The sequence below is a fragment of the Deinococcus hopiensis KR-140 genome (assembly GCF_900176165.1).
In the GTDB taxonomy this organism is placed as follows: Bacteria; Deinococcota; Deinococci; order Deinococcales; family Deinococcaceae; genus Deinococcus; species Deinococcus hopiensis.
The window spans coordinates 2,889,231-2,902,498 of record NZ_FWWU01000009.1 but is presented as its reverse complement, the minus strand read 5'-3'; the positions used below and the strand labels follow the sequence as shown (position 1 = coordinate 2,902,498).

The window sequence follows — 13,268 nt, the reverse complement described above, 5'->3', positions numbered from 1 at the left end:
GAGCGAAAAAGGCATTCACGCGTTCTCATCCGCCAGTTGCAACCCTGGACCTGACCACGCCCCGAAGGGCCGAAACACGGGGAGAAGGCGGGGGGCGGTGTGCACGAAGAGCTGCAAGCTCAGAGCGTTGAAGGACTTCGGCGCTCGGCCCTGGTATGAACTGAAATCTGTTGTGCTGACAACCTGGGAAACTGCCGGGTTGCTGAACCCCATCACTCCGTTAGCGATGAGGCAGGGGCCCGGATGAATAAGGATTCCGGTGGGTCAGTTATGAAGTCGCCGATTCACCGGAGCGGGCGGGAAAAACGGGGGTGGAGAGGCGTGGAATTGCCGAAGCGGAGGGATGGAACGGACGAGTCCGAAACTGTGCTATTCGTCCGTCTGGGCGGGCGGGCGAGGAAGTGAAAAGCCGAATGTCGCTCCCTCATCTTGCCGGCCGCTTGCCCACACTTCTCCTCCGTGCCGCAGGACGATTCGCCGCACATTTGCCAGCCCGATACCGTTGCCCTCGAACACCTCGGGACGGTGCAGGCGCTGGAAGACGCCGAACAACATCCCCGCGTATCGCTCGTCAAAGCCGGCCCCATTGTCCTGCACCTCCACCACCCACGCGCTGGGCCGCTGCTCGCCCCTCACCTCGATGTGCGCGACCTCCCTGTGCCGGGTGTATTTCACGGCGTTTGACAGCAGGTTCATCATCACCTGCCGCAGCAGCTCCTCGTCTGCCGTGACCACAGGCAGAGGGCGAACTGTCCAGGTCACGTTGCGGCCGGCGGTCTCTGGCAGCAACTCTGTTTTCAGACCCTCAACCAGCTGTTCTACGCTGACGGGTCCAAGTCGCAGGGGGCGGTGGGCCGTGCGAGACAGCTCCAGCAGAGCCTCAATCAGGGTGTCCATCCGTGCGGCAGCCTCGTCCACCACCTGAAAGTACCGGGCGGCTCTCCCGGTCAACTGCCCTTCCAGTTCCCGCTTGAGAAGGCCGAGAAAGCCCCGGATGTGCCGCACAGGCGTTCGCAAATCATGCGCGACGGATACCGTAAACACGTCCAATTCCGTGTTGGCATCCCGAAGTGCCTGCGCCTGCTCAGTCAGCACAGCTTGCTGCGTTTCCAGAGCGTTCTTCTGCGCTCCGAGCTGCTGGGTTCTGGCCCTGACTTGTTCTTCCAGGTCCCGGAGGAGACGCGCCCTTCCAAAAGCAATCGCGCACTGTGCGGTGAGAATGCGTAAAAACCGCTGCTCCTCAGGCGTGAAGTGGTGGGGGACCTGGAAATCAAGCACCACGGCGCCCAGAGGGCGCCCGTCGAGGTACATGGGCAAGACCGCCGTGGCGGCTACAGGAATGGACGCTCCCATACGGGCTTCCAGGCCCGGGTACTTTCGCGCCAGGTCCTGCACCTCTGGAAAGAACAGGGCCGCGCCCCCAGCGAGGGCGTCCGATGCGGGACCGCCGTCCTCCACGAGGGCGCCGAGCCAGATAGAGGCGGCAGCCTCCTGGTAGCCCACCAAGGCCACCCGTTCCAGTCGCTGCCCGTCTGGATGTGCCAGCAGCACTGTGGCCCTGCTGGCCAGCAGGGCCTCCAGCGCCGGATGCAAGATCACCTCGAACACCGCCTCCTGGGTGGTGGCTGCCGCAAGGGTTTCCGTGATGGCTTGGAGACACTCACTGAGGCGCTGGGCCGGTAGGCGACGGGGACGGTGCGGCCACGGCTCTACGATAAGCGAGATGGGCTGCCAAGCATGTTTCAATGCTCTCTATTGAAAAAACTCCTCAAGTTTACGAACGGGTGGCGCGCTCCGCGACGCCTCCTCGTCACTGCATCTCAATGTCGGCGTGGAAGTCATCTGCGCGTTCTGCCGGAAGTCAAGCATTTGGCAGCGGGCGCCCCACGCGCTTGTCGCCTCCAACCCGACAGCGCTCTTCACGAGGACCGACACGGCTTCCGGATCATCCGCTGCATCCCCTCCCTTCCGCTTCGGTAATTCCCCTCCCAGCCATCACCGTTTTTTCCTGCTTGCTCCGCTCGGGTTGACCAGTGGTGAAATAACTGGTCAACCCCAGTCCTGATGACCCACGCAGCGGCGCTTCCGCTGCGCCCGCACCGCTTCCGCGCTGTCCCTGGGTGCCCAGCAGCGCTGAAGCCTGACGCTGCTCGCAGGGGCGGAGGCGCCCCGTTCACCCTCGCGCGCCTGGTGCGGTGGGGGCACGCTCCGGGTTGAGCTGGAGCTTCGCCGTTCTCTTTGGAATAGAGGGCGTCCAAACGCTGAATCAAGTGCTGCCGTTTTCAGTGAGGCGGCCTCCACCCTGTTGTCCCGCAGGGGGTCATTTCCTCTGCCCCAGACACGGGCAAGGGGAATCAACCGGCGAGACTGGGGCAGCGCGTCCTCGCTGTCAAACGCAACGGGCGGCTCCGCCTCTTCGTCAAGGAGGTCCTTGAGTTCGGAGGCGGAGCCGATCATGTCCCCGTCTACTTCTTGCACACCTTAACCTACGCTGGGTTTGGCTCCAGCTTCTGCCACTCCTGCAGGCTCCGAACCCCCAACCTCTGCCCCTTCACCGCTGCAATGGCCTTCGCCGTCCACTCGGCTCCCTCGCGGGTGCTGACGATGGCCTTGCCACGTTCCAGGGCGGTCCGCAGCAGCGGCGAGCCAGTCACATCGATCAGCAGGTCTGGTAATTCGCCGCCGCTCTGCTCCCGAATCACACTCAGCCCCGCACCTTCCAGCGTAGCGGCCACGCCGTCCAGACCGTCTCCCAGCAGGAGGGCGGTGCCCTCTGTAGGCAGGTAGTTCTTCGCGCCGATCTGCGCCCGGTAGAAGGCGAGGTAAGGGTCTGCGTCGATGCCCATGCTCTCGCCGGTGCTTTTCATCTCCGGTCCCAGGATGGGCAGCACGCCCTTGAACTTCAGGAAGGGCAGGTGGACCTCCTTTACGGAGTACATGGCGGGCGTGGGCGTCTCCGTCAGGCCGATCTGCGCCAGGGTATGCCCCACGGCGATGCGGGCGGCACTCTTGGCGAGCGGGTGGTTCACCGCCTTGGACACGAACGGCACCGTTCGGCTGGCGCGGGGGTTGGCCTCCAGGATGTACGCCACCCCGTCCTTTACCGCCCACTGCACGTTCATCAAGCCCTTCACGCCGAGTTCCAGCGCGAGGCGTTCGGTGTCGGCCTTCACCCGCGCCAGCAGTTCGGGCGAGAGGCTGACCGGCGGCAGGATGCACGCGCTGTCGCCCGAGTGGACCCCGGCCGCCTCGACGTGTTCCATGATTCCGGCCACCACGGCGGTCTGTCCGTCGCACAGCGTGTCCACGTCCAGTTCCAGCGCCCCTTCCAAGAACTGATCAAGCAGGATGGAGGGCTGCCCTTCCACGGCGGCGTACACCTCATTGAGGTAGGTGGTCAGTTCCTCCATGCTGCGCACTGTCCGCATCGCGCGGCCCCCCAGCACGTAGGAGGGGCGGGCCATCAGCGGGAAGCCCAGTTCAGCGGCGAGTTGCTCCGCCTGCTCGGGCGTCTGCGCCACCTTGCCCTTCGGCTGCGGCAGGCCCAGGCGTTCACACAGGGCGTTGAACGAAGCGCGGTCCTCCGCCTCGTGAATCGTCTCGGGCGAGGTGCCGATGATGGGCGCCCCCGCGTCGGCGAGGCGTTTTGCCAGCTTGAGCGGCGTCTGCCCGCCGAGTTGCACCACGACGCCCACGGGCTTCTCGTGATCGACGATGTTCATCACGTCCTCGAAGGTCAGCGGCTCGAAGTACAGGCGGTCCGCCGTGTCGTAGTCGGTGGAGACCGTCTCGGGGTTTGAGTTCACCATGATGGTTTCAAAACCGGCCTCCTGAAGCGCCCACACCGCGTGAACGGTGGCGTAGTCGAACTCCACGCCCTGACCGATGCGGTTGGGGCCGCTGCCCAGGATGACCACCTTGGGCTTGTCGGTCTCGCTGACCTCGTCCTCCCACTCGTAGGTGGAGTAGTGGTAGGGCGTGTACGCCTCGAACTCGGCGGCGCAGGTGTCCACGGTCTTGTACACGGGCGTGGCCTTCGCCGCTTTGCGGAGCCCGCGCACTTCCAGTTCCGAGAGGCCCACCAGTTCGCCTATCCGCGCGTCACTGAACCCCAGCCGTTTGACCTCGCGCCAGATCTCGTACTTCCACTCCCCAATGGGACCGAGTTCGGCGATCTCCTTTTCGGCGTCCACGATCTCCTGAAGCTGCGACAGGAACCAGTGGTCAATTTTCGTCGCGTCGTGCAGGGTCCGCACGCCCTCGCCCCGGCGCAGCAGTTCGATCACCGCTTCGATACGGCGGGGGTTGCCGTACAGCAGGCCGCGCAGTTCCTCATCACGCATTGTTGTGAACGCGCCACGCACGTCCGACTCCACCGAGCGCAGGGCTTTCTGCACGCTTTCCTTGAAGGTGCGGCCAATCGCCATCACTTCGCCCACGCTGCGCATCTGGGTGCCCAGGGCGTCGGGTGTGCCGGGGAACTTCTCGAAGGCAAAGCGCGGAATCTTCGTCACCACGTAGTCAATGCTCGGTTCAAAGGAGGCGGGCGTGGAGCGGGTGATGTCGTTGCTCAGCTCGTCGAGGTGGTAGCCCACGGCAAGCAGGGCGGCAATCTTGGCGATGGGAAAGCCCGTCGCCTTGCTTGCCAGCGCCGAGGAGCGGCTGACGCGCGGATTCATCTCGATCACGATCACGCGCCCATTGCTGGGGTCCACCGCAAACTGGATGTTCGAGCCGCCCGTGTCCACACCGATTTCCCGAATGATGGCGAGGCTCTGGTCGCGCAGGCGCTGGTACTCCACGTCGCTGAGGGTCTGCGCCGGGGCCACCGTGATCGAATCTCCGGTATGCACGCCCATCGGGTCGAAGTTCTCGATGCTCGTGATGATGACCACCGTGTCGGCGTGGTCGCGCATCACTTCGAGCTCGTATTCCTTCCAGCCGAGAATGCTCTCTTCCAGCAGCACGCTCGTCACGGGGCTGTCGCGCAGGCCGCCTTCCGTGATGGTCAGGAATTCCTCGTAGGTGTGCGCGATCCCGCCGCCCGTGCCGCCGAGGGTGAAGGAGGGCCGGATGACAATGGGGAGGCCGATCTGTTTCTGGTACTCGGTGGCCTCTTCCATGGAGTGGACCATCTGGCCGCGCGCCGTTTCCACGCCGATCTTCTTCATGGCGGCCTGGAAGGCTTCGCGGTCCTCGCCCTTGTGAATGGCTTCCGCATTCGCGCCGATAAGTTCCACCCCGAACTCGGCCAGTGTCCCGTTGGCGTTGAGATCCATCGCCAGGTTCAGGGCCGTCTGACCGCCCAGGGTGGGCAGCAGGGCATCGGGGCGCTCTTTCTCGATCACGCGGCGCACGAACTCCGGCGTCAGCGGCTCCAGGTAGGTGGCGTCCGCGAGGTCGGGGTCGGTCATGATCGTCGCTGGGTTGGAATTCACCAACACGACGCGGTACCCCTCACCTTTCAGCGCCTTGAGGGCCTGGGTGCCCGAATAGTCGAACTCGGCGGCCTGCCCGATCTGGATGGGGCCACTGCCGAGAATAAGGATCGTCTGAAGGTCGGTACGCTTGGGCATTCCGAGTCCTGAGTATGGCACGGATGGGGGCGGAAGGTGAGGGGGTTGGATGTATGAGTATGCAAGCTGGGATTTTGCTGCAGGGGCGGCGGGGAACGCTGGATCTGGAAGGAGGGGCGTGGGCCTGTCCTGGCTCCTATACCGGAAGAGAACGGAGAATCTCGGCGCGTTCGGGCCACCGTTCACGCCGCCGTTGCTGTGGTCGAGCTGCCGCACCAGATCGACTGCCGGCAGCAGGGGCCGGGGTTCAAACAGGAGAGGGCGGACCACTTCCCGGGGACGGGTGTGCCCGGTATCCGCAGCAAATTCGCCCTGCTGAGCAAGGGCGGCCAGGCCACGGAGTTGTATCGGTCTGTCGCTCCCAAAGACCGCAAGGCGTACCCGCCCAGCCCTGTGGACGCCGGCTCCTGGCATCTGGCGCTTGGGATGACTGATCTGTACGGGCCCGGCCGAATCGGCGCTGAGTGGAGCTGATACGGCCTCCGGATCATCCGTTCTATCCCCTCCGCTTCGGCGCTTTCACGCCTCTCCATCACCGTTTTTCCTTCCCGCTCCGCTCGGGTTGGCCCGTTGTTTCATTGCGGATGAACCGCAATCCTTATGCGGAGTACGCCGAAAGGTGGCGGCGGACGAGGAGGGCTGAGGTCCTGGGGTTGCCCGCCTGGTCCAGCTGCGCAACGCCGGCACCATCATTGAATTGTTCCGCTCTCCAAGCGCAGGGGCGACCGTACCGGCCTGAACCGCCAGCATCGGGGCGGGTACCTCTCGGGGGCGTGGGACGCGCTGCGCCGCTGGGAACAGGCCGTTGAGCAACGGGCTTGTCAAAGTGCTCCGCGAACCATCACCGTGTCAAGTTCTGAGGCCATTGAGCACCAGCCCCGCCGCAATCGCCCACATCATCACCCCGATCAACACGTCCAGCACCTGCCAAGCGCGTGGGTTGCGCATCAGCGGCGCGAGTTGCCGCCCGGCGAGGGCCAGCCCGAAGAACCACAGCCAGGAGGCGAGGATGGTGCCCACCAAGAAGGCTTGCCGTCCGACCGCGTCCAGGCTGGCGCTCGCACCGCCGATCAGCACCACCGTGTCCAGCAGCGCGTGGGGATTGAGCAGGCTGAAGGCTGCAGCGGTGGCGACGAGGGTGCTGGGCGTGGTGACGCTCTGCCCCTCGGCCTCTAGCGCGCCCGGCGTGCGCGCCGCCTGAAATGCGCGCCATCCGTACCACAGCAGGAAAGAGGCCCCGGCGAGGGTGCCCAGGACCGTGAGCGCCGAATGCCTCGCCAGTAGCGCCCCCACGCCCAGCACCCCGAAGGTGATAAGCAGCGAGTCGGCCAGCGAGCAGACCAGCGCGGCGAGGAAAGCGTATTGCCGCGTCAGCCCCTGGCGCAGCACAAAGGCGTTTTGCGGCCCGATGGCGACGATGAGAGACAGGCCCAGCGTCAGGCCGCGCAGGAAGGGAGGCACGGGGGAGAGGATAGGGCACGGCCCTGTCTGGTCCGCTGCAACTTCCCCACGCCTGTTGAAGCCCACACTGCCCCTATGCCCGACCTTTTGCCGCGTGCCCGGTCCTCCCAGGAAAGCGTCTTTGCCAAGATGAGCCGCCTTGCGGCGCAGCATGGAGCGGTCAATCTGGGGCAGGGCTTTCCGTCCGGTTCGCCGCCCGCCTTCCTGCTGGAAGCGGCGCGGCGGGCCATCGGTACGGCGGACCAGTATGCCCCTCCGGCAGGACTGTCCACGTTGCGCGGCGCGCTGGGCACGGACCTGGGAGTGGACGGCGATGATGTGGTGGTCACGACGGGCGCGACCGAGGCGATGGGCCTGCTCGCCCAGGCCCTCTACGGCCCCGGTGACGAGGTGGTGATGTTCGATCCGGTGTTCGACATCTACCTGCCTCAGGCCCGGTTGGCGGGAGCCACGCCCGTTACCGTTCCCCTGCACCTGAAGGAAGGCGAGGGCTGGACGCTGGACCTCGCGGAGTTGCGCGCCGCCGTCACGCCCCGGACGCGGGCGCTGCTGCTTAACAGCCCCCACAATCCCACCGGGCGCGTCTTTTCCCGGGCTGAGCTGGAAGCGATCGCCCTGCTTGCCCGGCAGCACGACCTGTGGATCATCAGCGACGAGGTGTACGACGAGCTGTATTTCGGGCAGCGCCCGGTCAACGTGCGAACTCTGGCTCCGGAACGGACCTTTACCGTGGGCAGCGCGGGCAAGCGGCTGGAGGTGACGGGGTGGCGCATCGGCTGGGTGGCGTGCCCGGCGGGGCTATCGGGAAAAATCGCGGCGCTGCGGCAGATCGCCTCTTTCTGCGCCCCCACGCCGTTTCAGGTGGCAGTGGCCTCGGCGCTGCCCGTGGCGCGGGAAACAGGTTTTTATGAGGACCTGCGGGAGGGCTACGCGGCCCGGTTGCGTCTCCTCGCGCATGGACTGCGTGAACTGGGTGCCCAGGTTCATGAGCCGGGCGGTACCTATTTCCTGATCGCCCGCCGTCCGGGCTGGGATGCCGAGGCGTTGGTGGTGGAAGCGGGGGTAGCGGTGATCCCGGGCTCCGCTTTTATGGCCGCTCAGCCTGCGCCGGAAGGGCTGTTTCGGCTGGCCTTCTGCAAGTCGGAGGCCGAATTGAAGGAGGCCTTGGGGCGGCTGGAACGCTTCACCACCGGGGAACGGCGCCCCCTGGCCCGGCATCAACCCTAAAAGAACGGTCAAAGCTCGGGGCAGGAGTTGTAAAGGGAGTCACCTTTCTGGGGTGGGCCGCGTTCCCTATGCTTTTCCTCATGAAGAAGACGCTGCTTGGCCTCGGCCTGCTGACCCTGACCACCTTTCCTGTTGCCGCCGCCGATTCGGTGGGCGGTCACATCGGAACTTCAGCGGGGATCCACTACCAGAGTGACGTGTCGGCGGATTCGGCGGTGCGCTACGGACTGAACCTTGATGCCGTCAACCTGTTCCGGGGTGGCTCGGTGGGTCTGGGCGGCGAGGTGGCGTATCTCCGCAACGCGGGAGGGGACAACTTCGGTGGGCTCAACCCCTATTACGGCTTCGGACTCGGGATCGGGGTCTCGCTGGGGGCCTACACCGGCATCACCGCCTACCCGCACGCGCTGGCTGGCCTGAGCTACAACGTGACTGGGCCCCTCAGCGTCTTTGTGGAGGGGAACGCCGGGGTGAACGTGGGCTTCTCCAACGCCGGCTCGGGCATCGCGCCCAGGGTCGGCGTCCGCATCGGGCTGAACTACCGCCTGCGCTGAGCCTGTGCGCTCCGACTGCCCCAGCCTCTGCGGCTGGGGTTTTCGTCATTCCACCAGGCTGGACACCTGCCTTGACCCCCCTGGGCCTGACTGCTACCCTTCTGCATAGCTATACGGTATTCCGTATATCCATACATGCCGATGCAGACACTGACCTCCCGACGCTGATGCCCCCGGCCTTCCTGTTTACGCAAAGGCTTGGCGCTTCACGTCTGGAGGTGCTTTGCTGTCCCCTTACACAAAAGTGGAGAGAATAGACCCATGACGCAGACACAGCCCCAGAACCGGCCCAAGATCGTCCTCGCTTACAGCGGCGGGTTGGATACGTCCATCATCCTCAAGTGGCTCCAGACCGAGCGTGGGTACGACGTGGTGTGCTTCACCGCGGACCTCGGCCAGGGCGATGAGGTGGAGCAGGCGCGCGTCAAGGCGCTGAACACAGGTGCGGTGGCCGCCTACGCGCTCGACCTGCGCGAGGAATTCATCCGCGACTACGTGTTTCCCATGTTCCGCTCGGCGGCGCTGTATGAGGGCTACTACCTGCTGGGCACGTCCATCGCCCGGCCCCTGATCGCCAAGAAGATGGTGGAGATCGCGGGTCAGGAGGGAGCCGTTGCCGTGTCCCACGGAGCCACCGGCAAGGGCAACGATCAGGTGCGCTTCGAGATGACGGCGTATGCCCTCAAGCCTGACATCGTGACCGTCGCTCCGTGGCGCGACTGGGAATTTCAGGGCCGCGCGGACCTCGAAGCCTTCGCGCACGAGCACGGCATCCCGGTGCCCACCACCAAGAAAGACCCCTGGTCCACCGACGCGAATATGCTGCATATCTCCTACGAGGGCGGCATTCTCGAAGACCCCTGGGCCGAGCCGCCCGCCCACATGTTCAAGCTGACGGTCAGCCCCGAGGAGGCCCCGAACGAGCCCGAATACGTGGAGGTGGAGTTTGAGAACGGCGATCCCGTCGCCATCAACGGGGCGCGCCTGACCCCCGCTGCCCTGCTGGAGAAGGCCAACGAGATCGGCGGACGGCACGGCGTGGGCCGGATTGACCTGGTGGAAAACCGCTTCGTGGGCATGAAGTCGCGCGGGGTGTACGAGACGCCCGGGGGCACGCTGCTGTACCACGCCCGCCGCGCGGTGGAAAGCCTGACCCTGGACCGCGAGGTGCTGCACCAGCGTGACGCGCTGGCCCCTAAATACGCGGAACTCGTCTACAACGGTTTCTGGTTCGCCCCGGAGCGCGAGGCGCTGCAGGTGTACTTCGACCACGTGGCCCAGACGGTTACGGGCACCGCCCGCCTGAAGCTGTACAAGGGCAACTGCATCGTCGTGGGCCGCAAGGCCGAGCGCAGCCTGTACGACAAAGACCTCGTGTCCTTTGAGGCGGGCGGCGACTACAACCAGCACGACGCCGGGGCCTTTATCAAGCTCAATGCGCTGCGGATGCGCGTACAGGCGCGGGTGGAGGCGAAGGCACAGGCCGGGCAGGAGAAGGAAACGGCGCAGGTTTAGGGCCGATGTCCACGCTCTTGGAGGTTGTCGCCGCTGCCCTGCCCCGCCTGAAAGCCCTTACGCAAGCGCAGGCGAGCCGTAAGCCCGCGCCCGAAGTCTGGAGCGCGAAGGAAATCCTGGGTCACCTGATTGACAGCGGCGTCAACAACCACGTCCGTTTCGTGCGCGCCAGCATGGAAGACGGCCTGGAATTGCCCGGCTATGACCAGAACGCCTGGGTTCGTGTGAGCGGCTGGCAGGAGCGCCCCTGGGCGGAAGTGCTGGCGCTGTGGCAGGCGTATCAAATGCATATGGCGCAGGTGATCGGTCGTCTGCCGCAGGAGAGCCTGGGTCATACCCTCCGCATCGGCGGGAGCGGGCCCGTCACGCTGGGTTTTGTGGTGGAGGACTACGCGGCGCACCAACTCCATCACCTCGCGCAGGTGTGGGAACGGGCCGGCGCGTGATCTTGCCCGAGGAGTACATCTTGCGGTGGGCCACTGCCGACGACGCGCCGATCATATCGGCGCACCGTGCCGCCATGTTCTCCGACATGGGCGTGGAATACCGCGAGGAAGTCGCCCAGTTCACCCCATGGGTGGAGGAGCGGTTGCGCTCAGGCAGCTACCTGGGTCTGTTCATAGAGCAGGAGGGGGAAGTCGTTGCGGGTGCGGGGCTCCTCCTGCTCGACTGGCCCCCGCACTTTATGGACCTTCAGCCGTTGCGCGCCTACCTGCTCAACGTCTATACCCACCCTCCTCACCGGGGAAAGGGCCTCGCGCGGGCACTGACCCAGGCGGCCATCGCCGAGACGCAGCGGCGAAACATCCGCGTCCTGTCGCTGCATGCCTCGGAAGCGGGCCGCCCCATCTACGAGAAGCTCGGCTTCGTCCCCACCAACGAGATGCGCCTGACCCTGGAGGCGGGGGCGTGAGCCTTACCCTCCGCCCCACCACCCTGGCCGACGCCCCCACGTTCCACGCACTGATGATGGCGGCGGGCATGGACCCCCGCAGCAGCTGGAGCCGCACCACGGTGGAGGATGTGCGGCGTTCCCTCGGATTGCCAGACAGCGGCGGTTTTCTGGCCCTGGTGGGGGAGAGGGTGGTGGGCTGCGTCGGCCATCGCCCGGACGGCGCCCACACCCTGACCCTCAACAAGCTCGCTACCCTGCCGGAAGTGCGGGGGCAGGGTCTTGGCGCGGCGCTGGTGCGCAGCGTGGAGGAAGTGGCGGTGCGGGGCGGGTATGACCGTGTATTGCTGGCCGTCAGCCAGTACAACCTTGGGGTGCAACCCTTTTACGAACGCCTGGGCTACCGCGTCGATGGAAAAGCGGTGTACGCCTTTTCCAGTCCGCGCAGTCCAAAGCCGGTGGTGCTGGTGAAGGAGGTAAGGCCGTGAATGAACGTGTTCACACCCCTGTCGTTTCTCGTTCTCCTGGGCTTCGCGGTGTTTCCCCTCGCTTTCCTGATCGCCGCCCTGCTCGACGCCGTACTGCGCCAAGCCCTCTGGCAGGCGCTGGACAAGTTCACGCTGGATTGAGGGACCCATGACCCAAAGACAAGAAACCAAGCTCTGGGGTGGCCGCTTTGCCGAAGCCACCGACGGACTCGTCGAGCTCTTCAACGCCTCCGTGCCCTTTGACCAGCGCCTCGCCGAGCAGGACATTCGCGGCTCGCTGGCGCATGTGGCGATGCTGGGGCAGGTGGGCATCCTCTCGGGCGAGGAAGTCGGACAAATCGAGGAGGGTTTGGAGGCCATCCTCGAGGACGTTCGCGCTGGAGACTTCGAGTGGCGGCTGGACCGCGAAGACGTGCATATGAACGTGGAAGCAGCCCTGCGGGACCGCATCGGTCCGGTGGCAGGTAAGCTGCACACCGCGCGCAGCCGCAACGATCAGGTGGCTGTGGATTTCCGCCTGTTCACGAAGGAAGCGGCGCTGGACCTGGCGGCCAAGACCCGGGCGCTCCGCGCCGTGATGGTGGGAGAGGCGGAAAAGCACCTCAGTTCCGGTGCGGGCGAACCCGTCATCCTTCCCGGATACACCCACCTTCAGGTGGCGCAGCCCATCCTCCTGTCCCACTGGTTCATGGCCTACGCTGCCATGCTGGAGCGTGACGAGGGCCGCTTCCGCGACGCCGCCGAGCGGATGGACGAGTCACCGCTGGGCTCCTCGGCGCTGGCCGGGACGCCTTGGCCGATTGATCGCCACGCCACCGCTCAGGCGCTCGGCTTTGCCCGTCCGACCGCCAACAGCCTGGACGGCGTGGGCAGCCGCGACTTCGCGCTGGAGTTTTTGTCGGCCTGCGCGATTCTCTCGGCGCACCTCTCGCGCCTCTCCGAAGAGCTGATTCTGTACTCCACCTTTGAGTTCGGCTTCCTGACGCTGCCCGACTCGCACACCACGGGCTCCAGCATCATGCCCCAGAAGAAAAATCCCGACGTGTCCGAACTCGCGCGGGGCAAGGCGGGCCGGGTGTTTGGTAACCTGATGGGCCTGCTGACGGTGGTCAAGGGCACGCCGCTCGCGTACAACAAGGACTTGCAGGAGGACAAAGAGGGCGTGTTCGACTCCTACGACACCCTGAGCATCGTCTTGCGCCTGTACGGCGACATGCTGCCCAAAAGCACCTGGCATGCGGCCGTCACGAAAGCGGCGGCGGCGCGCGGCTTTTCCACCGCGACGGACCTGGCAGACCACCTCGCCCGTTCTGGCGTGCCCTTCCGCGAGGCGCACGAGGTGGTGGGCGGCCTTGTCGGTCTTGCCAGCCGCACCGGGCGGCAACTGTGGGACCTGACGGACGAGGAGGTCCGCGCCGCACACCCGCAACTCAGCGCTGAGATTACCCGCGCCATGACTGTGGAAGAGAGCGTGAAGGCCCGGCAGAGCTACGGGGGCACCGCGCCCGAACAGGTGCGGGCGCAGGCGGAGGCGGCCAGAACGGCCCTCTCGTGA

General features: G+C 65.6%; 12 protein-coding genes. 9 read left to right on the top strand and 3 right to left on the bottom strand.

Annotation, left to right across the window (positions count from 1 at the left end; all coding sequences use genetic code 11):
* Window positions 1-369 precede the first annotated feature (369 nt).
* Both B9A95_RS27520 and carB read right to left on the bottom strand, forming a co-directional pair.
* Window positions 370-1,746: a sensor histidine kinase gene (locus B9A95_RS27520; protein ID WP_245808519.1), complete on the bottom strand. Its 1,377-nt coding sequence runs from the start codon at window positions 1,744-1,746 to the stop codon at window positions 370-372.
* Between the two features lie 740 nt (window positions 1,747-2,486).
* A complete protein-coding gene (gene carB, locus B9A95_RS27505; protein ID WP_084050377.1) occupies window positions 2,487-5,576 on the bottom strand; it encodes a carbamoyl-phosphate synthase large subunit in 3,090 nt (1,029 codons plus the stop codon).
* Between the two features lie 198 nt (window positions 5,577-5,774).
* On the opposite strand from carB, the gene B9A95_RS27500 reads away from it, so the two are divergent.
* The gene (locus tag B9A95_RS27500) at window positions 5,775-6,050 is read left to right on the top strand and encodes a hypothetical protein (protein WP_084050374.1); all 276 of its coding nucleotides are present in this window, start codon (window positions 5,775-5,777) and stop codon (window positions 6,048-6,050) included.
* 375 nt (window positions 6,051-6,425) lie between these two features.
* Here the strand turns inward: B9A95_RS27500 and B9A95_RS27495 are convergent, their stop codons facing one another.
* Window positions 6,426-7,037 (bottom strand): LysE/ArgO family amino acid transporter, encoded by a 612-nt coding sequence (locus B9A95_RS27495; protein WP_245808518.1) that lies wholly within the window; start codon window positions 7,035-7,037, stop codon window positions 6,426-6,428.
* 75 nt (window positions 7,038-7,112) lie between these two features.
* Between B9A95_RS27495 and B9A95_RS27490 the strand changes: the two genes are divergently transcribed.
* The 8 genes from B9A95_RS27490 (at window position 7,113) to argH (ending at window position 13,268) form a co-directional block, all read left to right on the top strand.
* Window positions 7,113-8,264, top strand: coding sequence for a pyridoxal phosphate-dependent aminotransferase (locus tag B9A95_RS27490; RefSeq protein WP_084050371.1), 1,152 nt, complete (start codon window positions 7,113-7,115; stop codon window positions 8,262-8,264).
* Between the two features lie 80 nt (window positions 8,265-8,344).
* Window positions 8,345-8,818, top strand: a complete 474-nt coding sequence (locus B9A95_RS27485; RefSeq protein WP_084051020.1) for a hypothetical protein — start codon at window positions 8,345-8,347, stop codon at window positions 8,816-8,818.
* Between the two features lie 261 nt (window positions 8,819-9,079).
* Window positions 9,080-10,333: an argininosuccinate synthase gene (locus B9A95_RS27480; RefSeq protein WP_084050369.1), complete on the top strand. Its 1,254-nt coding sequence runs from the start codon at window positions 9,080-9,082 to the stop codon at window positions 10,331-10,333.
* 5 nt (window positions 10,334-10,338) lie between these two features.
* A complete protein-coding gene (locus B9A95_RS27475; RefSeq protein ID WP_084050366.1) occupies window positions 10,339-10,779 on the top strand; it encodes a DinB family protein in 441 nt (146 codons plus the stop codon).
* Entirely contained in the window at window positions 10,776-11,246 is a 471-nt protein-coding gene (locus B9A95_RS27470; RefSeq protein ID WP_084051019.1) for a GNAT family N-acetyltransferase, read from the top strand. The genes B9A95_RS27475 and B9A95_RS27470 overlap by 4 nt, the downstream gene beginning before the upstream one ends.
* A complete protein-coding gene (locus B9A95_RS27465) occupies window positions 11,243-11,713 on the top strand; it encodes a GNAT family N-acetyltransferase (protein ID WP_084050363.1) in 471 nt (156 codons plus the stop codon). Before B9A95_RS27470 ends, B9A95_RS27465 begins: the two co-directional genes overlap by 4 nt.
* A complete protein-coding gene (locus B9A95_RS35830) occupies window positions 11,714-11,854 on the top strand; it encodes a hypothetical protein (RefSeq protein WP_245808517.1) in 141 nt (46 codons plus the stop codon).
* Window positions 11,855-11,861: 7 nt separating this feature from the next.
* Window positions 11,862-13,268 (top strand): argininosuccinate lyase, encoded by a 1,407-nt coding sequence (gene argH, locus B9A95_RS27460; RefSeq protein ID WP_084050361.1) that lies wholly within the window; start codon window positions 11,862-11,864, stop codon window positions 13,266-13,268.

Bases quoted from the DNA above. Each gene is read 5' to 3' on its own strand.
- carB (WP_084050377.1), bottom strand. From the start codon at position 5,576: ATGCCCAAGCGTACCGACCTTCAGACGATCCTTATTCTCGGCAGTGGC.
- B9A95_RS27490 (WP_084050371.1), top strand. From the start codon at position 7,113: ATGCCCGACCTTTTGCCGCGTGCCCGGTCCTCCCAGGAAAGCGTCTTT.
- B9A95_RS27485 (WP_084051020.1), top strand. From the start codon at position 8,345: ATGAAGAAGACGCTGCTTGGCCTCGGCCTGCTGACCCTGACCACCTTT.
- B9A95_RS27480 (WP_084050369.1), top strand. From the start codon at position 9,080: ATGACGCAGACACAGCCCCAGAACCGGCCCAAGATCGTCCTCGCTTAC.
- B9A95_RS27475 (WP_084050366.1), top strand. From the start codon at position 10,339: ATGTCCACGCTCTTGGAGGTTGTCGCCGCTGCCCTGCCCCGCCTGAAA.
- B9A95_RS35830 (WP_245808517.1), top strand. From the start codon at position 11,714: ATGAACGTGTTCACACCCCTGTCGTTTCTCGTTCTCCTGGGCTTCGCG.
- argH (WP_084050361.1), top strand. From the start codon at position 11,862: ATGACCCAAAGACAAGAAACCAAGCTCTGGGGTGGCCGCTTTGCCGAA.